The organism is Kitasatospora purpeofusca (genome assembly GCF_042691725.1).
Lineage (GTDB): Bacteria > Actinomycetota > Actinomycetes > Streptomycetales > Streptomycetaceae > Kitasatospora > Kitasatospora purpeofusca_B.
Genome location: NZ_CP170483.1, coordinates 2,609,797 through 2,630,853 on the forward strand (window position 1 = coordinate 2,609,797; position 21,057 = coordinate 2,630,853).

18 protein-coding genes are annotated in these 21,057 nt (G+C 71.3%); 12 read left to right on the forward strand and 6 right to left on the reverse strand.

Features of this window, described 5'->3' with window-relative positions; translation table 11 throughout:
* Positions 1-3 precede the first annotated feature (3 nt).
* A complete protein-coding gene (gene rpsA, locus ACFCLZ_RS10750) occupies positions 4-1,494 on the reverse strand; it encodes a 30S ribosomal protein S1 (protein WP_329928268.1) in 1,491 nt (496 codons plus the stop codon).
* Between the two features lie 416 nt (positions 1,495-1,910).
* Here rpsA and ACFCLZ_RS10755 point away from each other — a divergent pair, with 416 nt between their 5' ends.
* From ACFCLZ_RS10755 to ACFCLZ_RS10800, 10 genes are all read left to right on the forward strand, one after another.
* The gene (locus tag ACFCLZ_RS10755) at positions 1,911-2,765 is read left to right on the forward strand and encodes a class I SAM-dependent methyltransferase (RefSeq protein ID WP_380284637.1); all 855 of its coding nucleotides are present in this window, start codon (positions 1,911-1,913) and stop codon (positions 2,763-2,765) included.
* Between the two features lie 3 nt (positions 2,766-2,768).
* Positions 2,769-5,276 carry an ATP-dependent helicase HrpB gene (gene hrpB / locus ACFCLZ_RS10760; protein WP_380284638.1) on the forward strand — a complete coding sequence of 836 codons (2,508 nt, stop codon included), beginning with the start codon at positions 2,769-2,771 and terminating at the stop codon, positions 5,274-5,276.
* 227 nt (positions 5,277-5,503) lie between these two features.
* Entirely contained in the window at positions 5,504-6,718 is a 1,215-nt protein-coding gene (locus ACFCLZ_RS10765) for a helix-turn-helix domain-containing protein (RefSeq protein WP_380284640.1), read from the forward strand.
* 196 nt (positions 6,719-6,914) lie between these two features.
* The gene (locus tag ACFCLZ_RS10770) at positions 6,915-7,037 is read left to right on the forward strand and encodes a hypothetical protein (protein WP_380284641.1); all 123 of its coding nucleotides are present in this window, start codon (positions 6,915-6,917) and stop codon (positions 7,035-7,037) included.
* The gene (locus tag ACFCLZ_RS10775; RefSeq protein WP_380284642.1) at positions 7,037-7,294 is read left to right on the forward strand and encodes a hypothetical protein; all 258 of its coding nucleotides are present in this window, start codon (positions 7,037-7,039) and stop codon (positions 7,292-7,294) included. Before ACFCLZ_RS10770 ends, ACFCLZ_RS10775 begins: the two co-directional genes overlap by 1 nt.
* Complete coding sequence (locus ACFCLZ_RS10780; protein WP_380284643.1) at positions 7,260-7,454, forward strand: hypothetical protein; 195 nt, start codon at positions 7,260-7,262, stop codon at positions 7,452-7,454. Before ACFCLZ_RS10775 ends, ACFCLZ_RS10780 begins: the two co-directional genes overlap by 35 nt.
* Positions 7,455-7,462: 8 nt before the next feature.
* Positions 7,463-7,960, forward strand: coding sequence for an NUDIX domain-containing protein (locus tag ACFCLZ_RS10785; protein WP_380284645.1), 498 nt, complete (start codon positions 7,463-7,465; stop codon positions 7,958-7,960).
* A gap of 237 nt (positions 7,961-8,197) precedes the next feature.
* A complete protein-coding gene (gene rfbB / locus ACFCLZ_RS10790) occupies positions 8,198-9,196 on the forward strand; it encodes a dTDP-glucose 4,6-dehydratase (RefSeq protein WP_380284647.1) in 999 nt (332 codons plus the stop codon).
* Between the two features lie 33 nt (positions 9,197-9,229).
* The gene (locus ACFCLZ_RS10795) at positions 9,230-10,354 is read left to right on the forward strand and encodes a DegT/DnrJ/EryC1/StrS family aminotransferase (RefSeq protein WP_380284648.1); all 1,125 of its coding nucleotides are present in this window, start codon (positions 9,230-9,232) and stop codon (positions 10,352-10,354) included.
* A gap of 74 nt (positions 10,355-10,428) precedes the next feature.
* On the forward strand, positions 10,429-11,010 hold the full coding sequence (locus tag ACFCLZ_RS10800; protein WP_380284650.1) for a formyltransferase family protein: 582 nt from the start codon (positions 10,429-10,431) through the stop codon (positions 11,008-11,010).
* 55 nt (positions 11,011-11,065) lie between these two features.
* Here the strand turns inward: ACFCLZ_RS10800 and ACFCLZ_RS10805 are convergent, their stop codons facing one another.
* The 5 genes from ACFCLZ_RS10805 to polA form a co-directional block, all read right to left on the reverse strand.
* The gene (locus tag ACFCLZ_RS10805; protein WP_380284651.1) at positions 11,066-12,253 is read right to left on the reverse strand and encodes a glycosyltransferase; all 1,188 of its coding nucleotides are present in this window, start codon (positions 12,251-12,253) and stop codon (positions 11,066-11,068) included.
* 267 nt (positions 12,254-12,520) lie between these two features.
* Entirely contained in the window at positions 12,521-13,282 is a 762-nt protein-coding gene (locus ACFCLZ_RS10810; RefSeq protein WP_380284653.1) for a GNAT family N-acetyltransferase, read from the reverse strand.
* 116 nt (positions 13,283-13,398) lie between these two features.
* Positions 13,399-14,523, reverse strand: a complete 1,125-nt coding sequence (locus ACFCLZ_RS10815) for a DUF3103 family protein (protein WP_380284655.1) — start codon at positions 14,521-14,523, stop codon at positions 13,399-13,401.
* A 220-nt stretch (positions 14,524-14,743) separates the two neighbouring features.
* The gene (locus ACFCLZ_RS10820) at positions 14,744-15,514 is read right to left on the reverse strand and encodes a hypothetical protein (protein ID WP_380284657.1); all 771 of its coding nucleotides are present in this window, start codon (positions 15,512-15,514) and stop codon (positions 14,744-14,746) included.
* Positions 15,515-15,653: 139 nt separating this feature from the next.
* Positions 15,654-18,335, reverse strand: a complete 2,682-nt coding sequence (gene polA / locus ACFCLZ_RS10825) for a DNA polymerase I (protein WP_380286133.1) — start codon at positions 18,333-18,335, stop codon at positions 15,654-15,656.
* 386 nt (positions 18,336-18,721) lie between these two features.
* On the opposite strand from polA, the gene ACFCLZ_RS10830 reads away from it, so the two are divergent.
* Positions 18,722-19,135 carry a PaaI family thioesterase gene (locus tag ACFCLZ_RS10830; protein WP_380286135.1) on the forward strand — a complete coding sequence of 138 codons (414 nt, stop codon included), beginning with the start codon at positions 18,722-18,724 and terminating at the stop codon, positions 19,133-19,135.
* Between the two features lie 557 nt (positions 19,136-19,692).
* A complete protein-coding gene (locus tag ACFCLZ_RS10835) occupies positions 19,693-20,925 on the forward strand; it encodes a branched-chain amino acid ABC transporter substrate-binding protein (RefSeq protein ID WP_380284659.1) in 1,233 nt (410 codons plus the stop codon).
* Positions 20,926-21,057: the final 132 nt, after the last annotated feature.

Genomic DNA, 21,057 nt, shown 5'->3' on the forward strand with positions numbered 1-21,057 from the left:
GCCTCAGCTCTGGCCGCCGGCCAGCTTCTCGCGCAGGGCGGCCAGGGCCTCGTCCGAGGCCAGGGCGCCGGAGCCCTCGTCGCTGCTGGACGAGTAGGAGCCACCGGCGGCGGCGGCGACGGCGTCGCCACCCTCCGCAGCGGCCTCCGCGTCGGCCTCGCGGCTCTTGATGACCTGGGCCTGGTGCTGCTCGAAGCGGGTCTGGGCCTCGGCGTACTGCCGCTCCCACTCCTCGCGCTGCTTCTCGAAGCCGGGCAGCCAGTCGTTCGCCTCGGGGTCGAAGCCCTCCGGGTAGATGTAGTTGCCCTGGTCGTCGTAGGACGCGGCCATGCCGTACAGGGTCGGGTCGAACTCGACCTCGGCCGGGTTGGCACCCAGCGCCTCGTTGGCCTGCTTCAGCGAGAGGCTGATGCGACGACGCTCGAGGTCGATGTCGATGACCTTGACGAAGATCTCGTCGCCGACCTGGACGACCTGCTCCGGGATCTCGACGTGGCGCTCGGCCAGCTCGGAGATGTGGACCAGACCCTCGATGCCCTCGTCCACGCGGACGAACGCACCGAACGGAACCAGCTTGGTGACCTTACCCGGAACGACCTGGCCGATCTGGTGGGTACGGGCGAACTGCTGCCACGGGTCCTCCTGGGTCGCCTTCAGCGACAGGGAGACACGCTCGCGGTCCATGTCGACGTCGAGAACCTCGACGGTGACCTCCTGGCCGACCTCGACAACCTCGGACGGGTGGTCGATGTGCTTCCAGGACAGCTCGGAGACGTGCACCAGGCCGTCGACGCCACCCAGGTCCACGAAGGCACCGAAGTTGACGATCGAGGAGACGACGCCGGAGCGCACCTGGCCCTTCTGCAGGGTGGTGAGGAAGGTCTGGCGGACCTCGCTCTGGGTCTGCTCCAGCCAGGCACGGCGGGACAGGACCACGTTGTTGCGGTTCTTGTCCAGCTCGATGATCTTGGCCTCGAGCTCCTTGCCCACGTAGGGCTGGAGGTCGCGGACGCGGCGCATCTCGACGAGCGAGGCCGGCAGGAAGCCACGGAGGCCGATGTCGAGGATGAGACCACCCTTGACGACCTCGATGACGGTACCGGTGACGATGCCGTCCTCTTCCTTGATCTTCTCGATCGTGCCCCAGGCACGCTCGTACTGAGCGCGCTTCTTGGACAGGATGAGACGACCCTCCTTGTCCTCCTTCTGGAGAACCAGGGCCTCGATGTTGTCGCCCACGGCGACGACCTCGTGCGGGTCGACGTCGTGCTTGATCGAGAGCTCGCGGGACGGGATGACGCCCTCGGTCTTGTAACCGATGTCGAGGAGAACCTCGTCACGGTCGACCTTCACGATGACGCCCTCGACGATGTCGCCATCGTTGAAGTACTTGATGGTCTCGTCAATCGCGGCGAGGAAGGCCTCCGCGTCGCCGATGTCGTTGACCGCGACCTGCGGGGTGGTGCTGAGGGAGGAGTCGGTGGGGCTCGTCATTAGGAAAAGGGCTCCGGTACGGACATGAAGTCGTAGGTAATGCCACGCGGAGGGCCCGTATCGCTCCCACCGAAAGCCGGACAGCCAAGAACACGGAGCACCGGGATTCCCGTGACAACGGGAGATCGGCGTCCGTCTTGCGACCGTGGGGTCTTCGACAGATGCGAGCGCGACCTGCTCCGTCCGAGGCGCGCAGGCCCGCAGCGCAACTTGTAGCATACGGGGACGGCCAGGCACGGTCAACGCCAAGAACGGCAAGACGGTGGAGCCCGGTATGGAACAGGCCATATCCTCCGATTGCGCACCTCAACGGGTGGCGGCCGCTGGAAGGACCTTCCCCGGATGCCACCGCCGGGACACCGGACCTTTCGGACCGGTTCGCGGCAGCGGCGCTTCCGCAGACGACACCCTACGCGATGGGCCTTCTCACCGTGACCGGCACCCCCCTCCCCGACCCCATTGATCTTGACGAGGACGGCGACGACGCGGTAAGGCGCTCCGCCGGCACCGGCGAGAGCAGCCGCGCCAGCCGCCGCTGGTGGGACCGCAACGCCGACGAGTACCAGGACGAACACGGCGAGTTCCTCGGCGACGACCGGTTCACCTGGTGCCCCGAGGGCCTCGACGAGGCGGACGCCCGGCTGCTCGGCGAGGTCGCCGGCCGCACCGTCCTGGAGATCGGCGCCGGCGCCGCCCAGTGCTCGCGCTGGCTGGCCGGCCGCGGCGCCCGCCCGGTCGCCCTCGACATCTCGCACCGCCAGCTCCAGCACTCACTGCGGATCGACCTCGCCCGCGGCACGGCGCCCGTCCCGGTCGTCCAGGCCGACGCCGCCGTGCTGCCCTTCGCCGACGCCTCCTTCGACCTCGTCTGCTCCGCCTACGGCGCCGTCCCGTTCAGCGCCGACACCGCCGCTCTGATGCGCGAGGTCCACCGGGTGCTGCGGCCCGGCGGGCGCTGGGTCTTCTCGGTCACCCACCCGATCCGCTGGGCCTTCCCCGACGAGCCCGGCGTCGAAGGGCTCACCGCCACCGCCTCCTACTTCGACCGCACCCCCTACGTCGAACAGGACGAGCTGGGCCGGGCCACCTACGTCGAGCACCACCGCACCCTCGGCGACCGGGTCCGCGAACTCGTCGCCGCCGGCTTCCGGCTGCTCGACCTCGTCGAGCCCGAATGGCCCGAGGGGCACGAGCAGGACTGGGGCGGCTGGTCGCCGCTGCGCGGACGGCTCATCCCCGGCACCGCGATCTTCGTCACCGAGCGGGACTGACGCGTGCACCCTTCCTGGCGCGAACTGCCCGTCCGCACCGCCCTGCCCGCGCTGCACGAGGCGCTGGACGGACCCGGCACCGCCGTCCTCGCCGCGCCGCCCGGCACCGGCAAGACCACCCTGGTGCCGCTCGCCCTGGCCGGGCTGCTCGGTTCCGGACCCGTCCGCCGCGTCCTGGTCGCCGAACCCCGGCGGCTCGCCGTCCGGGCCGCCGCCCGGCGGATGGCCTGGCTGCTCGGCTCGTCCGTGGGCCGCGAGGTCGGGTACACCGTGCGCGGCGAGCGCCGGGTCGGGCCGGACACCGTCGTCGAGGTGGTCACCACCGGCGTGCTGCTGCAACGCCTCCAGCGCGACCAGGAGTTGCCCGGCGTCGACGTCGTCGTCCTCGACGAGTGCCACGAACGCCACCTGGACGCCGACACCGCGCTCGCCTTCCTGCTCGACGTCCGCGCCGCCCTGCGGCCCGAGCTGCGGATCGTCTGCGCCTCCGCCACCTCCGACACCTCCGCCTGGGCCGAACTCCTGGGCGACGCGCCGGTGGTCGAGGCGCACGGCGTCTCGCACCCGGTCGAGGTGGTGTGGGCGCCGCCGCCGCGCGCCGTCCGGCCCGCGCACGGCACCCGGGTGGACTTCGCGCTGCTCGACCACGTCGCGGCGGTGGTTCGGCGGGCTCTGGACGAGCGGGCGGGGGACGTGCTCTGCTTCCTGCCCGGGGTCGGCGAGATCGCCCGCGTCGCCGGGCAGTTGGGCGGGGTCCCGGCCGAGGTCTTGCAGCTGCACGGGCGCGCGCCCCAGGCCGTCCAGGACGCGGCGCTCACCCCCTCCACCTCCCGCCGGGTCGTCCTCGCCACCGCCGTCGCCGAGTCCTCGCTCACCGTGCCCGGCGTGCGGATCGTGGTCGACGCCGGACTCGCCCGCGAACCGCGCACCGACCACGCCCGGGGCCTCGCCGCCCTGGTCACCGTCCGCGCCTCGCTCGCCGCCGCCCGCCAGCGCGCCGGCCGCGCGGGCCGCGAAGCCCCCGGCACCGTCTACCGCTGCTGGCACGAGGCCGAGGACGCCCGCGCCGCCCGCTTCCCCACCCCCGAGATCGCGCTCGCCGACCTGACTTCGTTCGCCCTCCAGGCCGCCTGCTGGGGCGACCCCGACGCCACCGGGCTCGCCCTGCCCGACCGGCCCCCGGCGGGGGCGATGGCCGCCGCCCGGGAGACCCTGCTCGCCCTCGGGGCGGTTTCCACCGACGGTCGGGCCACCGGGCGCGGGGCTCGCCTCGCCCGCACCGGGCTGCACCCCCGACTGGGGCGGGCGCTCGTCGACGGCGCTCCCGCCGTCGGCGCCCGCCGGGCTGCCGAGGTCGTCGCGCTGCTCTCCGAGGAGCCGCCGCGCGCCCTCGGGGACGACCTGGGTGCGGTGTGGCGCACCGTCCGCACCTCCCACGACGCCTACGCGGGCCGCTGGCGCGAGGAGGTCCGCCGCCTGCAGCGCGCCACCTCCGACGAACCCGCCACCTCCCTCACCGACGCCACCGCCACCGGACTCGTCGTCGCCCTCGCCTTCCCCGAACGCATTGCCCGCGCCCGGGTCGAGCGGCCCGCCCCCGGCGAGCGCAGCCCCTACCTGATGGCCTCGGGCACGGCGGCCGAACTTGCCCCTGGCACCACCCTCGGCGCCCTCCCCTGGCTCGCCGTCGCGACGGCCGACCGCCCGGCGGGAGCGCACTCCGCCCGGATCCTGCACGCCGCCGCCCTCGACGAGGACACCGCCCGCCTCGCCGGAGCGCCACTGCTGTCCGCCCGCGCCGAAGTCCACTGGGACACCCGGCGCAGCGAGGTCGTCTCCCGTCGGGTCGATTCCCTCGGCGCCATCGAACTCACCGAGAAGCCCCTCACCAACCCCGACCGGGCCCTCGTCCGCGCCGCCCTCCTCGAAGGCCTCACCCGCGAGGGCGTCAGCGCGCTGCTGACCTTCCCGTCCAACCTGCGCGAACGCCTCGCCTTCCTCCACACGGCGATCGGCGCCCCCTGGCCCGACGTCAGCGACGAGGCGCTGCTGGAACGGGCCGAAGAGTGGCTGGAGCCCGAACTCTCCCGCGCCCGCCGCCGCGCCGACCTCGCGAGGATCGACACCACCTCCGCGCTGCAGCGCCTCCTCCCCTGGTCCACCGGCGAGGCAGGAAGACTCGACGAACTCGCCCCCGAGCGCATCGCCGTGCCGTCAGGCTCGAAGATCCGGGTCGACTACACCACCGAACGCCCGGTACTGGCCGTCAAGTTGCAGGAACTCTTCGGCTGGAAGGCCGCCCCCGCCCTGGCCGGCGGACGAGTACCGCTCACCGTCCAGCTACTCTCCCCCGCCGGCCGCCCCGCCGCCATCACCGGCGACCTGGAAGGTTTCTGGCGCAACGGCTACCACGCCGTCCGAGCAGATCTGAGAGGCCGCTACCCCCGCCACCCCTGGCCCGAAGACCCGACGACAGCAGAGCCCACCAAACGCACCAACGCCCGGAAGTAGGAGGCGAAGGGCTCCGCCACCCGCCGATCGGGGAGCGGAGCCTCACATGACCTGCCCGGTTCCGGTCAGGCCGCCTTCGCCATCGGCCGAGCACGGTCGTACAGGTCGCGTGCGTGCCGGTTGCCCTGGTAGGGCTTGATCACGGCCATTCAAGCCGAGAGTGGCGGAAGCTGGCAGAAGTGGAAACCTCTGCTGCGCGCGGCGATCGTGGGCGTAGTGTCCGGGGTATGGCGAATGACCACCTTGGCGACCGCTTGCGCCGGTTGCGTCGTCTGGCCAACCTCACCCAGGAGGGTCTGGCTGAGAAGTCCGGTGTCTCCGTGGATGTGGTGCGGAAGCTGGAGCAACAACGGAAGCATTCGGCGCGGTTGCCAACGCTCCATGCGCTGGCGAAGGGCCTTGGTGTCGAGTTGACGGCACTGCTGGGTGACCCCCCCGCAGTGCCGTCCACAGGTGATGCTGACCCTCCCGGCCTTGTCGCTGTGCGGCGCGCCATCATGCCACCACTCTTCGCGCCGCCAGCAGAGGTGGATGGCGCTGATCGGCTGTCGCTGCCGTTGCTACGGGCGGAGATTGCGGATGCGTGGACTCTCTACCATGCGGCCGACTTTGGCAGGGTCATGGAATCGCTGCCGACGATACTGGCTGACGCTAGGCTCGCAGTCGCCGTGGGCCGTGGGCAGGACAGACTTGCGGGTCACCACGCGCTGGGCAAGGCATTGCAGTTGGGTGGGCACCTCGCGATCCGCCTAGGCAAGACAGACCTGGGGCTCGCTAGCCTGGAGCGGGCGATGTCCGCTTCTGATTCGGCCGAGGACCCATTGCTGGCGGCGATGGTCTGCAACTCGGTTGCATGGGCCTACCAGCGTCAGAATCGACTCGGAGATGCGCAGGCGCTCGCGCTTCACGCCGCTGATGGCGTGGAACGCGACCGTTCCTCCGGCGCCGAAGAGCTGCGGGTCTGGGGCGGGCTTGTGATGTCAGCGGCCACGAGTACGGCCAGGAGCGGTGACTACGACGGAGCCGCTGACATGATGGTGGCTGCCGAGCAGGCTGCGGGGCGCCTCTCGAAACTTCCGGCCAGGGTGGACGGCCGGATGGTCAGTGTGTTCAGCCGGTCCTCCGTGAGGATCGAGCGGGTCCGGCTGGCCGTGCAGTATGCACGGCCAGCCGAAGCGTTGGGTCTGGCCAAGGGAATCCGCCTCAGAGATGACACCCCGGTGTCCTGGCGCACCTGGCTACTCCTGGACGTTGCGAGGGCCTACACCGATCTCGGAGACGCCGCCGGTGCTGTCTCAACCCTCGAGCGACTTCAGCGAGTTGCACCGGGATGGATGCGGCACCACACACTCGCCGTTGCAATCGTCTCCGACCTTTGGGCGGGTTCAGCCAGGCCAGCTGGACTTCGAAGGCTTGCGCGATTCCTTGGTGTTGCTGATTAGAGCTCAGAAGTAGGACGTTCCGTCCCTGTTGGATACCCATGACTGGCGGGAGCCTCTTCGTGTCAAGACGGAGAGGAACTGCATCGTGACCGACAGTGGTATTCGTAGAGCGAGAGAGCTTTCGATCTCCACCGCATCCCCCACCAAGCTCCACGGCTACGGCGTGCGGTGGGATCCTGCAGCCCGGTGCTACCGGGTGCGCAACGAGACCTCGGGGGAGTGGCTACTGGACAACGCCGGTCTCCTCGCGGGGTTCTCCTCCTTCACCGTCGCCGAATCGGCGTACCGGGCGTTCGAGCCCCGTAGGGGGGTCGCCTGATGGGGCCGATCCTCAACCAGGCGACCGCCGATCAGCGGCGCGCGGCCGCGTACGCGATCGAGGACCTGACCACCGTCCTCACCCTCGCCGACGCCAAACTGCCCTCCCTCGAAGTCGACTGGGACTTCGGGCGCCGCACCGGCTGCTACCTCATCAGCCTCGGCGCCGCCCGCACCGAACAGATCGAGCGCATCACCGACCTCCTGCGGAAGGGACTGCGCCATGAACAGGCCCAGCGACCGGCCCACCCGCGCTGAACTCCTCACCACCATCGCCGTGTTCGCCGCCGCGAGCGTCATCGCCCACCTGGCCGCCTCGCTCGCCGACCCCCGCTCCTCCCGCCTGGTCTGGTGGCTCTTCTTCGCCGCCTCCCTCATGACCGGCTTCAACCGCACCACCAACACCACCGGAAAGTAGCCCCCGCCATGCGCACCCTCCCCCTGCGCGACCCCCGCCTGCTCGCCAAGCCCCCCGCCTGCCGGCTCGGCACCCAGGTCCTGCTGCGCACCCCCGACGGCCGCGTCCTGCTCGTCGACCCCGACTTCCTCGACGGCCACCTTCTCCCCGGCGGGGCCTGCCGCACCAACGAGCCCCCGCACCACGCCGCCACCCGCACCCTCCACGCCCAGACCGGCCTCCACCGACCCGTCACCCACCTCCTCGCCGTCGACTTCACCCCCGCCGACCGCTACCTCGAACGCCTCACCCTCGTCTTCGACGGCGGCACCCTCACCGACCGCGACACCGCCCGCATCACCGTCCCGCCCCGCCACCGCAGCAACCTCTTCGGCGCCCGCCTCGCCGACCCCCGCGACCTGCCCGCCTTCCTCAGCCCCGCCCAGCACGCCCGCACCCAACAAGCCCTCGCCACCCTCGGCCGGACCCTCCCCCTCCTCACCCACGGCCAACGCGCCGCCGCCTGAACAGGTACCGGTCCCGGGAACAGGAAATCGATGGGTCCCAACTTCCCACGCCCCACGCCCTCACCACTCTGCAGGCATGCAAGCGCGCCGAACAGCGACCCACCCTTATGACTCTCAAACCCCGTCCGGCCCGCCGGCGTCTTGCCGACGCCGGCGGCCGGGCTGACAACGGGTGCCGCCCGCCAGGACTGGCACCCCCTGTCGCGGGTGGAACCACCACGGACGAAAGGCCCAGCCATGGAAAAGGTACTGATCACCGGCGGAGCGGGCTTCATCGGCTCGCACTTCGCGAGGCGGCTGCTCCGCTGTGACGACGTGGCGCAGGTGACCGTGCTCGACGCCCTCACCTACGCCGGAAGTGTGGAGAACCTGGGCGAGGCGATGCTGTCGCCCCGACTGTCCTTCGTCCCTGGCAACATCCTCGACGCCCCGCTGGTCGAACGGCTCACCCGGAAGCACACCGCGATCGTCCACTTCGCCGCCGAGTCGCACGTGGACCGCTCTTTCTACGACACGGGGAACTTCCTCACCACCAACGTCCTGGGCACCTACACGCTGTTGGAGGCCGCCCGGAAGGCCCGCATCGACCGCTTCGTCCACGTGTCCACCGACGAGGTCTACGGGCCGCTGATGATTGGTCAGGCCACCGAGACGGACCCAGTACGGCCGAGCGTGCCGTACGCCGCCTCGAAGGCCGCCAGTGACCTCGTGGCCCTGTCCTACTTCCAGACGTTCGACCTGCCGGTGTGCGTCACCCGCTCGTCCAACAACTACGGGCCGCGCCAACACCCCGAGAAGATCGTTCCGCTGTTCATCACCCGCCTCCTCAAGGGCCACGAACTCACCCTTCACGGACACGGCCAGCACATCCGCAACTGGCTCCACGTCGAAGACCACTGTCACGGCATCGAACTCGTGCTCCGCGACGGCACTCCCGGCGAGATCTACAACATCGGCGGTGGCACCGACCTGACCAGCAAGGAACTGACCGGCATCCTGCTGCGGATGTTCGACGCCGGCTGGGAAAGGGTGCGCTACATCCCCGACCGGGCATCCAACGACCTGCGATACGCCATGGACTGGTCGAAAACCGCCGCCCTCGGCTACCGGCCCGGTAGGGACCTCAAGGCCGGTCTCACGGAGACCGTCGACTGGTACCGGAACAACCCCGACCGGTGGGCACCGCTCCTGCGCACCACCCCCGAGGCCCCCAAGCCCTTCCACCACCCCATGTGAGCCCCCACCCGCGACAACGGAAAGGACAATACGTTGAACAGCAGCACCCCCGAGTACCGGCGCAACGCGACCCCCTTCCTCTACGGCCAGGAGGACAAAGCGGTGGCCCGGGTGCTTGAGGCCGGCCAGTACGGACACACCGAGGTCACCGAGGAGTTCGAGCAGAAGGTCGCAGCGTTCCTCGGCGTGCCGGACGCGGTGGCCGTCACCTCCGGCACCGCCGCGCTGCACACCGCGCTCCTCGCTGCGGGCATCGGCCCCGGGCACGAGGTGATCGTCCCCTCGCTGACGTTCTGCGCGACCATCCAGGCGGTCCTGGCCTGCGGTGCCGCGCCGCGCTTCATCGAGGTCAGCCCCGGCACCCTGTGCATCGAGCCGGACGCGGCCGTGGAGGCGATCACCCCCGCCACCCGGGCCGTGATGCCGGTTCTGTTCGGCGGCCGGGCCATTGACCTCTCCAGCATCCGGAGCACGCTCGACGAACAGGACATCGCCGTCATCGAGGACGCCGCCCACGCCTTCGGCTCCTACAATGGCCCCGTCCGGGTCGGCGGCACTGGCGATCTGACGTGCTTCTCCTTCGGGCCGGTAAAGAACCTGACGTGCGGCCAGGGCGGGATGGTCATCCCCCGTACGCCCGAAGAGGCCGCCACAATCCGCAGGCTGCGGCTGCTCGGTGTCGTCGCGTCGCAGGCCGAACGGCAGGCCGCCACGTCCTACCGCGTGGAGGGATTCGGCCTGCGCTACCAGTTGTCCTCGATCAACGCGGCGATCGGGCTGGCCCAGCTCCCCAGGTTCAAGACCACGGAGATCAAGCGTCAGGAGCTTTGGCGAGCCTACCGTGCGGCCCTGCACCGTGCGAAGGGCATCACCCTGGTGGACGTGGACGTGGACCGGACGGTGCCGCACCTGTGCGTAGTGCGGGTCGCCGACCGCGAAGCGGTCTTCCGACGGATGCTTGCCGCGAGAATCGCAGTCGGCGTCCACTACCCGCCCAACCACCTCCAGCCCGCCTTCGCTCAGTGGTGGCGAAGCCTGCCGGTCACCGAGCAGATCGGGGAGGAGATCCTGTCGCTGCCGTTCCACCAGCACATGACCGAGGACGACGTCTACCACGTCGCCGCTGCCCTCAAGCTCGCCACTGGGAGCGGGCGGTGAGGCGCGCGGCCGTTCTTGGGAAGGGGGCTCTTGCCGTACACGCCTGCGAGACGATCACCGCTCTGACCGGCACCGTGTTGGACACGGTGATCCCGAACGCGGTCGAGCCGGACTGGGACGTGCGGCTGTCCGACTACGTCGCCGAGCGCTGGCCGGGCACCCGCATCCTGCGCTCCGGTGACTGGCGGGACCTGGAGCCGGGCCGCTGCGACCTGGTGTTCAGTGTTCTCTATGACAAGATCGTCGGACCTGAGCTGATCGCCGCCACCAAGCACATCATCAACTGTCATCCCGGCCGCCTGCCCGACTACCGGGGCGTTCGGCCGGTCAACTGGGCGCTGCGCAACCGCGAGCACCTGCACGGCATCACGATCCACGTCATCGACGCCGGGATCGACTCCGGGCCGATCCTCGCCGAGGCGGCCTTCTCCATCTGGCCGGACGTGGACGAAGTCAAGGACGTCTGGCGGCGGGCCATGGAACACGGGCGACTGCTCATCTCGGACACGCTGCCCCGGCTGGAGCGGATCGTACCCCGCCCGCAGGAGGCATCCGCAGCGGTCACCCACTACAGCCGCGACAACGCCGAACTCGGCGAGCGTAGCGGCTGGACCCGGGCAGAGTCCGCCGATGGGCCCAGCGTCCGCGGCGCCTGAGAAACCAGAGCCCGGGGGGAAGCTTCGCCCCCGGGCTCGCGGCCACAGTTGCTCGTCAGTGCCTGGCGGCGGCCGAGAGGAGCAGGTCCACCAGCCGGTCGGCGGCATCCGGCCGACCGTAGGAGCGCGCGCGCTCCGCCATACCCGTACGGTGCTGGGCATCGGTCAGCAGTGGATCCACCGCCTCACGGAGCCGCTCCGCCGTCACATCGCCGAGGAGCGCGACCGCCGCACCGGCATCGTGCAGGTGGCCGGCGTTGTGGGCCTGCTCATTGCCGGCTGAGCTGGCAAGGGGCACGAGGACCGCAGCTTTGCCCAGCGCCGTCAGCTCCGCGATCGTGCCCGCCCCGCTGCGGGAGACCACGACATCGGCCAATGCGAGGACGTCGGGCAGTTCGGGACCGACGAACCCAGTGAGCAGATACCGGGACACCAGATGCGAGGGAAGAGCCGCGGCACGGACCCGCAGGGCTTCGACGTTCGCCGGGCCGCACTGGTGGATCACGTTGGCACTGGTCAGCAGCCAGGGCAAAACGTCAGCCACCAGTCCGTTGATCTGCTCCGAGCCCTGCGCGCCACCGGTGACGTACACGGTCGGCAGATCCTGGCGGAATCCATGCAGCCCGAGTGCCTGGATCGCCTTCTCCGCATAGCCGGTCAGCACCTCGGGCCGCACCGGATTACCTGTGACGACCGCAATCGAGCGGGCCGCCTCCGGCAACAGCGGCAGCGTGGAGTCGGAGGACACCGCGATGCGAGCCGCCCGTCCCACGAGCGTGCGGTTGGCCAGGCCCAGGCGCACCGTCTGCTCGTGGACGACGAGCGGGCAATGACACAGCGAAGCGGCGATGCCCACCGGCACCGCGACGTATCCGCCCGTGGCCAGCACCACGTCAGGGCTGAACCGGGAGACCACTGCACGGGCCTGAGCGATGCCGAGCGGCACACGCGCCATGTCCCGCACGTTCGCCGGGGAGACCATCTTGATCGGGTTTCGGTGGCGTCGGATCTTCCCCGTGGCAACTGCGGCGAACTCGATCCCCTCACCTGCCGCGACACGGGACTCAAGGCTGTCCGCCGTGCCGACCCACAGAACATCCAGCGCCCGGCCGGCAGCGGCGAGTCTCGCCCGCGCTGTGCGGACCGCGGTGAGCGCCGGATAGGTGTGACCGCCGGTTCCGCCGCCCGTCACGATCAGCCTGAAGGCCCGCTCAGGGTGGCGGCCGACGGCATCGCTGATCACAGAAGCACTCCCCATCCGTTCGCGCCTGGAAAGCGGCGTCCGAACACGGCGGACAATAGCAGGCCACCATGGGGGCCAGACTCGTCGGCACTGCTCGAACTGTGTGATGCCGTGGGCAACTTCACCCCGTCGAGTGCACGTGTGCAACACCCCGCGAGCCACCACCGGTATCCCGGCGTGGGCGGCCACTCACCGCCCTGGGAGCAAGGTGACCGCCCGCCGGGCGATCCGGTCGCGAGCGCGTAGGAAGTCGGCGGATCCGACTTCCTACGCGGAGACCCACCAGGTCGCGGGGGCCGCGGCGGTGTAGCCCAGCGACTCGTACAACGGGCGGCCCAGCTTCGAGGCGGTGAGGGTGCTCGGGAGGTCCGTCAGGTGGGCGAGGGCTCCGAGCATGACGGCGCGGCCGACGCCGCGGGAGCGGAAGGCGGACGAGGTGGCGATCCAGTAGTGGCTGGCGATGCCGTCGGCCACGACGCTCACGCCGGCTCCCGCGGCCACGCCGTCGACCGAGGCGACGAACACGTCCACGCCCGGCTGTTCGATCAGGGCGGTCGGGAAGAGCTCGCCGGGGCGGTAGGGCTCGAATGCGTTCAGTTCGAAGCCCTCGATCACGATCCGCTCGGCCGCCCCGAGGTCCTCGGGCCGCCGCACCCGGGTCACCTCCAGGGCCGGGTCCTCGACGGGGCCGGGCAGGCGCAGCATGATCGGCATCTGCCAGGTGCGCAGGCCCAGGTGGCTCAGGTCGGTCGCGTCGAAGGGGTCCTCGACGAGCACCGGACCCGCGGCCCGGCGGGTCAGCTCGCTCAACTCGGCCACTTCGCCCGGGTCGAGGTCGGGTTCCTGGACCAGGATCCGCAGGCCCGCACGCTCGTCGCCATCGACGGCCACGAATCCGCGGCGCCGGATCACCTCGTGTCCCCGGCTCCGGCCGGTCGCGGTCCAGAAGGCGGCGGAGTTGCGGGCCTGGAGCGTCGGCGCCCCGGCCAGGAGAGTGGGCCGGCCGGTCGACCTGGATTCCGTAGTCATCGGGCCCACGGTAGTACGAAATCGCCCCCGTCACAGGGGGTTGATCAACTGCAGACCGACCGGGCCGACGAGGCGCAATGACGCGCGCCGCCGGCCCGGCGGTGGTGGGGCGGCTGTCAGGCCTGCTGGACGAAGTACGGCTCGACGGTCATCCAGCCGTTGGCCCGGGCGCCGTTGAGGCGGCCGGTGCTGGTGCGGGCGAGGGTGTACCAGGACTCGACGTAGTCCGGGTCGTCGGTCCACCAGGACGTCGGCAGGGCCGCCAGGACGGCGTTGACCAGCGGAATGTAGGCGCCCTGGTCGGCGATGGTGAGCAGGACGGCGGCGACGGCCTGGGCGAGGGCCAGGTAGTTGGTGTCGCCGTCGTCCTCCATCAGGACGACGTCGGCCAAGTTGTACTTGTAGTTCGACCAGTTCACCAGGATCTGGTTCGGGTAGTACACCGTGCCGTCGTACTGGAGGTACGGCATGGCGACGGAGTCGACCCGGACCTTGCCGTCCTGGCCGAAGCCGGAGACCAGGCTGAACATCTCGGCGGCGCCCTTGAACCAGGGCTCCTCGTCGTCGTTCACCTCGATCGAGGTGATCTTGGTGCCCCACCAGCCGGCGGCCTGCGCGGCGGTGGGGGCCGCCGGGGCTGCCCCATGGGCCGCCAACTCCCGCTGGAGCAGGTCGATCCCGGCGGCCAGCGCCTTGGCCGTGTCGATGTCGACCAGGTAGACCGGGCGGGTGGGCAGGGTGGCGGCGTCCAGGGCGCGGGCCCGGCCGGCGGTGTCGTAGGCGCGAACGGTGCGGGCGTGCTCGTCGGTGCCGGCGGTGGCCACCAGCGGCGCGGCGCCCGCGTCCAGGGCGGCCCGCATCGACGGGTCGGCCAGCTGGACCCGCAGCAGCGGGCCGAGGTCGGCGCCGAGGCCCTTGGCGGCGGCGATGCCGAGGTCCGCGCGGGTGGTGGTGGCGGCGAGTCCGCGGGCGGTGGCGCCGGACAGGCCGGCGGCCAGCGGGGCGAGTTCGGCGGGCGCGGAGGCGGTCGCCGAGCGCAGCCGCTCGCGCAGGGCGGGGTCGGCGAGGGAGGCGGCCAGGGTGCGGGCGACCTCGTCCTCGATCGCGGTCACCTTGGAGGCGGTGGCGGTGGCGGCGGCGGGGGCGGGGGCCGGGGCGGCCACGGCCTGGCCCGCGCCGAGCGCGAGCAGGGGCAGGACCGTCAGCGCGACCACGGCGCGCCGCAGGCGGGACTGGGACATGAGGGGATCTCCAGACTCGTCGGGTGAGGCGTCGGAGCATCGGAGCGGGTGGCACCGCGCCCACGATCAAGGGCGGCGGCGCCATGACAAGTGAAGAGGCTCCCTGACCCGGTATCAACCCCCCGGGACCACAGCGACAGACCGGCGGATCCCGGCGGATCCCGCTGGACTCCCGGGCTCGCGGACGGCGGCACGGCGGTCCGCGCCCTGCCGCCGGCGCTCAGGGCCGCTGCTCCGGCGGGACAGCGGCGGGCGGGGCATCCACGGGCACGGCGTCCAGGGGCACGGCATCCTCCGGCACGGCGTCCGCGGGGGCGGCCCGGCCGGGTCGGGCACCGGCGGGTGGGCGGGCCGCCGCCGGGAGTCCGCGCGCCGCTCGCCGGGCGGTGACGAACTCCACCGGGACTCCGGCGGGTTCCAGCGCCCGGGCGAGTTCCGCCGCCACCGCCCGGGGGTCGCCGACACCGGCGCAGTACAGCGAGCGGGGTTCGCGCACCCGCACCTCGACCTTCCACCCGTCGCCCTCCGGCCCCGGCCGGCCGGCCACCGGCCCGGTGACCAGGTGCACGATCCGCACCTCCAGGAGGTCCGCCGTCGGCCGCCACCGGCCCGCCGGACCGGGCCCGACGATCCGGAACCGGTCGGGGGCGTCGGGCGGGCCGAACTCCAGCCGGTGGAACACCCGGAGCGGGTCCCGCATCTCCCTGCTCCCCCACAGCAGGGAGCACAGGAGGTAGGCGCCGCCGACGATCGCGAGATTGGTGCGGGGGTCGAGCTCCACCAGGTACCGGAGCACCAGGATCAGCGGGATGTAGGCGGGGATCCACCACACCTGCCGGGCGACCCCGAGGGCCGCGCGGGAGAGGACGATCCACCCGGCGGACAGCCACCGTCCGCCGCCCGGACGGACCGTCAGCACCGCGGAGTTCCCGGTGCTGCGCAGGCTCAGCGCCGGCTGCTTCACCGCCTTCACCGGCATCACCACCCCCACCGCCTCAGCGTAGGAGTGGGCAGCCCCTCCGGGAAGACCGTCGGCTCGTCCGAGAAGACCGGCGGCCGGGCACCGAAAGGCCCTCCGGGCGGCGGCGGTCGGCCGCCGCCCGGAGGGCTTCCCGGTCCGTGGGGCACCGTCAGTGCGCGGCGGCCTCCCAGTCGGCGCCGACGCCGACCGAGACGTCCAGCGGGGCGCGCAGCGGGTAGGCGCCGGCCATCTGCTCGCGGACGATCGCCTCGACCGGCTCGCGCTCGCCCGGCGCCAGCTCCAGCACGATTTCGTCGTGCACCTGGAGCAGCATCCGGGACGTCAGCCCGGCCGCGCGCAGCGCCTCGTCGACCCGCAGCATGGCGATCTTGACGATGTCGGCGGCCGAGCCCTGGATCGGGGCGTTGAGGGCCATCCGCTCGGCCATCTCGCGGCGCTGGCGGTTGTCGCTGTTGAGGTCCGGCAGGTAGCGGCGGCGGCCGAGCAGGGTCTCGGTGTAGCCGGTGGCGCGGGCCTCCTCGACGACCCGGTGCAGGTAGTCGCGCACGCCGCCGAACCGCTCGAAGTAGGTGTCCATGAGGCCCTGGGCCTCGGCGGGCTTGATGCCGAGCTGCTGGGAGAGCCCGTACGCGGAGAGGCCGTAGGCCAGGCCGTAGGACATCGCCTTGATCTTGCGGCGCATCTCGGCGTCGACGGCGCTGCGCGGCACCTCGAAGACCTGGGAGGCGACGGTGGTGTGCAGGTCCTCGCCGCTGGCGAAGGCCTCGATCAGCGCCTCGTCCTCGGAGAGGTGGGCCATGATCCGCAGCTCGATCTGCGAGTAGTCGGCGGTGAGCAGCGACTCGTAGCCCTCGCCGACGACGAAGGCGCGGCGGATCATCCGGCCCTCCTCGGTGCGGACCGGGATGTTCTGCAGGTTCGGGTCCTGCGAGGAGAGCCGGCCGGTGGCGGCGACCATCTGGTTGAAGGTGGTGTGGATGCGCCCGGCCGGGGAGACGGTCTTGAGCAGGCCCTCGACGGTGGTGCGCAGCTTGGCCTGGTCGCGGTGGCGCAGCAGGATGACCGGCAGCTCGTTGTCGGTCTGGGTGGCGAGCCAGGTGAGCGCGTCGGCGTCGGTGGTGTAGCCGGTCTTGATCTTCTTGGTCTTCGGCAGGGCCAGCTCGCCGAAGAGGATCTCCTGGAGCTGCTTGGGCGAGCCGAGGTTGAACTCGTGGCCGGCCGCGGCGTGCGCCTCCTCCACCACGCGCTGGATCTCGGCGGCGAACTGGGCCTCCAGGCCGGTGAGCCAGTCGCGGTCGGCGGCGATGCCGGTGCGCTCCATGCGGGCGAGCAGGGCGGCGATCGGCAGCTCCATGTCGCGCAGCAGTTCGGTGGCGCCGGCCTCGGCGAGGCGGGTGTCGAAGAGCGCGGCGAGGTCGAGCACGGCGCGGGCCTGGAGCATCAGCGCCTGGGCGTGCGCGGCCGGGTCCTCCTCGGGGGCGTCGAAGGCGAGCTGGCCGGACTCGGCGGCGGGGGCCGGGGCGAGCGAACGGGCCAGGTACTCCTCGGCGAGCACCTCCAGGGTGAAGGTGCGGCGGCCGGGCTTCTCCAGGTAGGCGGCGAGGGCGGTGTCGGCGACGACGCCCTCGACGCTCCAGCCGCGCTCGGCGAAGGCCCGCATGACCTGCTTGGCGATGTGCAGGGCCTTGGGCGCGGCCGGGTCGGCCAGCCAGGCGGCGAAGGCCCGCTCGTCCTCCTCGGCGAGCAGCGCCGGGTCGAACCAGGCGGCGGTGTCTCCGGCGGCCAGCGCGACCTCGGTGACCTCGCCGCTGCCGAGCGCCCACCGGTAGACGGCGGCCAGCGCGACCGGGGACTTCCCGGTGGCGTGCTCCCGCAGCCAGGCGCTGAGGGTGCCGGGGTCGGTGAGCAGTTCGCCGTCGACCTCGACGCCGGGCGCCAGCTCGACGGCCTCGGGCTCGGCGGCGGCCGGGTCGATGCCGAAGACGCGGTCGCGGAAGTTGGCGTTGCGGAACTCCAGCGACTCCATGAGCGCGCCGACGGCCGGCGCGTCGAACGGCGCGCGGGCCAGGTCGCCGACGCCGAGCGGGAGTTCGACGTCGCGGACCAGCTCGGTGAGGACGCGGTTGCGCTTGACCGAGTCGAGGTGCTCCCGCAGCTTCTCGCCGATCTTGCCCTTGACCTCGTCGGCGCGGGTGACCAGCTCGTCGAAGGAGCCGAACTGGTTGACCCACTTGGCGGCGGTCTTCTCGCCGACGCCGGGGATGCCGGGCAGGTTGTCCGACGGGTCGCCGCGCAGCGCGGCGAGGTCCGGGTACTGCCGGGGGGTGACGCCGTACTTCTCGGCGACCTTCTCCGGGGTGTAGCGGGTGAGCTCGGAGACGCCCTTGGTCGGGTAGAGCACGGTGATGTGCTCGGTGACCAGTTGCAGGGAGTCGCGGTCGCCGGTGACGATGTCGACGTCGTAGCCGGCCGCCTCGGCGGCGGTGGCCAGGGTGGCGATGATGTCGTCGGCCTCGAAGCCCTCGGCGGTCAGCCGCCGCACGTTCATGGCGTCGAGCAGCTCGCCGATCAGGCCGACCTGGCTGCGGAACTCGTCCGGGGTCTTGGCCCGGTTGGCCTTGTAGTCGGGGAACTCGACCGAGCGGAAGGTCTGGCGGGAGAGGTCGAAGGCGACCGCGAGGTGGGTGGGGGCCTCGTCCCGGACGGTGTTGGCGAGCATCGAGGCGAAGCCGTACACCGCGTTGGTGGGCTGGCCGGTGGAGGTGTTGAAGTTCTCCACGGGCAGCGCGTAGAACGCCCGGTAGGCCATCGAGTGCCCGTCGAGCAGCATCAGGCGGGGCCGCGATCCGGTCCCGCCGCCACCCGGCGCGCCCTTGTCCGTACTCTGCGTAGCCACGTCAACGTCCGTTCCTGCCGATTCCACTACCGGCCACCGATCCTAGGGCCCGCCACCGACAAAAGGGGCATGCCGGGGGGCGGGTGCCCCTCGGGCGCACTCGTGCCCCGGGCGCCACACCCGCCTCCGCCCGTCACCGCCTCTACCGCCGAGTAGGACGGTCGTACGATCACAGGCAGCACGACGACGTGACCCCCGAGCGGCAGGAGCCCCCCATGACCGACCCGGCCCCCGACCCGGCCGCCGCCCCCGGCGCGGCGCCCGGCGCGACCCACGACGGCACCGCCCAGGCCCCCCTCCTCCTCGACGTCTCGCCGGAGATGCTGGAGCACTTCGCCAAGCTCGGCGTGGACCCGGCCACCTTCTCCGGCGGGCGGCTCGGCGAGAAGCTGGGCATCCGGATCGTCGAGGCCTCCGGCGACCGGGTGGTCGGCACCATGCCGGTGGACGGCAACCAGCAGCCGTACGGCCTGCTGCACGGCGGCGCCTCGGCGGCGCTGGCCGAGACCCTGGGCTCGGTCGGCGCGATGCTGCACGCCGGCCCGGGCCGGTACGCGGTGGGCGTGGACCTGAACGCCACCCACCACCGCTCGGCCACCTCCGGCCTGGTCACCGGCGTGGCGACCGCGGTCTTCAAGGGGCGCACGGCCGCGACCTACGAGATCGCGATCACCGACGACACCGGCAAGCGGGTCACCAGCTGCCGCCTCACCTGCATGCTGCGCGACCTCTGACCCGACGGTTCGTCAATTCCCTTGCCCGCCCCCTTGTTTGACCTTCGACCGCCCTGGGCAGTCGTTGGTCTGGACAAGGGGGCGGCGGCATGTCCGGGCATTTCGTCGGTGTCACGCCACCGATGTAACACTGCGTAACAAATAGGACGTCCGAGCAACTGACAGTTTCGGAGGCCGAAGCGGACGAGAACGGCCCGTCGACCCCACCGTCGTCCGATATTCGGACATCCATGCCCGGCACCAACACCCTGAACACTCCTGTTCGATTATCGGTGAGGCCAGGAGTCACCTGCCCTTCAACGCCTTACATAGGGCGAGTTGGGAACAGAACCCCCGGCACCGACGGATCGATCGGGCCGGAACGACCACATACTGAGACGACTTCTCTGTGTGCTCATAACAAGAGAATCACAGCCTCGCCGCACCACTGCCCGAGCCGCCGACCGGCATCTAGAGTCACGGCCAGTCACCGCGCCAAACGGAATGGGCCAGGCCCACCGCGCATCCAGGCTCCCGCCGTTCAGGCGCGGCGCCCTCCTGAACCGAAGGGGACCCTCGTGCGTCATCGTTCAGCAGTTGTCGTGAGCATTGCCGTCATCGGCGCCCTCACCCTCACCGCGTGCGGCTCCCGCGACGACAAGAAGTCCGGGGACAGCGGCACGGGCGGCGGCTCCACGACCGTCACCATCGGCATCGACGCCCCGCTCACCGGCGACCTCTCCGCCCTCGGCCTCGGCATCCGCAACTCCGTCGACCTCGCGGTCCGGCAGGCCAACGAGAAGAACGAGGTCCCCGGCGTCAAGTTCCAGATCAAGGCCCTCGACGACACCGGCAAGCCCGCCCCCGGCCAGCAGAACGCCACCCAACTGGTCGGCGACAAGGACGTCATCGGCGTCGTCGGCCCGCTCAACTCCAGCGTGGCGCAGTCGATGCAGCAGATCTTCAACGACGCCAAGCTCGTCCAGGTCTCCCCCGCCAACACCGGCGTCGCCCTCAGCCAGGGCGAGAAGTGGGCCACCGGCGAGAAGTCCCGCCCGTTCCAGAGCTACTTCCGCACCGCCACCACCGACGCCGTCCAGGGCCCCTTCGCCGCCGACTTCCTGGTCAAGGACGCCAAGAAGACCAAGGTCTTCCTCATCGACGACCAGAAGACCTACGGCGCCGGCCTCGCCGCCACCTTCAAGGGCCAGTTCCTCAAGAACGGCGGCCAGATCGTCGGCCAGGAGCACGTCAACCCCGACGACCGCGACTTCGCCGCCGTCGTCACCAAGGTCAAGTCCTCCGGCGCCGAAGCCGTCTACTACGGCGGCGAATACCCCGCCGCCGGCCCGCTCTCCCTCCAGCTCAAGGACGCCGGCGTCAACGTCCCCCTGATGGGCGGCGACGGCATCCAGAGCGGCGACTTCATCAAGCTCAACCCCAAGGGCCAGGGCGACTTCGCCACCGCCGTCGGCCTGCCCGTCGAACAGCTCCCCACCGCCGCCAAGTTCATCGCCGACTACAAGGCCGCCGGCTACAAGGACGCCTACGAGACCTACGGCGGCTACTCCTACGACAGCGCCTGGGCCATCATCCAGGGCGTCAAGGCCGTCGCCGCCGCCAACAGCGGCAAGCTCCCCGACAACCCCCGCGCCAAGGTCGTCGAGGCCGTCCAGAAGGTCTCCTTCGAAGGCGTCACCGGCAAGGTCTCCTTCGACGAGTTCGGCGACACCACCAACAAGCAGCTCACCGTCTACACCGTCAAGGACGACAAGTGGGCCGTGGAGAAGTCCGGCACCTTCAACGGCTGACCCGCACCTGACCCGACGTCAGAACAGCGGCAGCACACCGGAACCACCCCGCGCGGGGGCGCCACGAGTGCCCCCGCGCGCACCCGCATCCACCACCCACGGACACCCCACACGCACAACGGAGGCCCAGCG

Coding starts and splice junctions, on each gene's coding strand:
- rpsA (WP_329928268.1), bottom strand. CDS start 1,494: ATGACGAGCCCCACCGACTCCTCCCTCAGCACCACCCCGCAGGTCGCG.
- ACFCLZ_RS10755 (WP_380284637.1), top strand. CDS start 1,911: ATGGGCCTTCTCACCGTGACCGGCACCCCCCTCCCCGACCCCATTGAT.
- ACFCLZ_RS10765 (WP_380284640.1), top strand. CDS start 5,504: ATGGCGAATGACCACCTTGGCGACCGCTTGCGCCGGTTGCGTCGTCTG.
- ACFCLZ_RS10775 (WP_380284642.1), top strand. CDS start 7,037: ATGGGGCCGATCCTCAACCAGGCGACCGCCGATCAGCGGCGCGCGGCC.
- ACFCLZ_RS10780 (WP_380284643.1), top strand. CDS start 7,260: ATGAACAGGCCCAGCGACCGGCCCACCCGCGCTGAACTCCTCACCACC.
- ACFCLZ_RS10785 (WP_380284645.1), top strand. CDS start 7,463: ATGCGCACCCTCCCCCTGCGCGACCCCCGCCTGCTCGCCAAGCCCCCC.
- rfbB (WP_380284647.1), top strand. CDS start 8,198: ATGGAAAAGGTACTGATCACCGGCGGAGCGGGCTTCATCGGCTCGCAC.
- ACFCLZ_RS10810 (WP_380284653.1), bottom strand. CDS start 13,282: ATGACTACGGAATCCAGGTCGACCGGCCGGCCCACTCTCCTGGCCGGG.
- ACFCLZ_RS10815 (WP_380284655.1), bottom strand. CDS start 14,523: ATGTCCCAGTCCCGCCTGCGGCGCGCCGTGGTCGCGCTGACGGTCCTG.
- polA (WP_380286133.1), bottom strand. CDS start 18,335: ATGCTGCTCGACGGGCACTCGATGGCCTACCGGGCGTTCTACGCGCTG.
- ACFCLZ_RS10830 (WP_380286135.1), top strand. CDS start 18,722: ATGCTGGAGCACTTCGCCAAGCTCGGCGTGGACCCGGCCACCTTCTCC.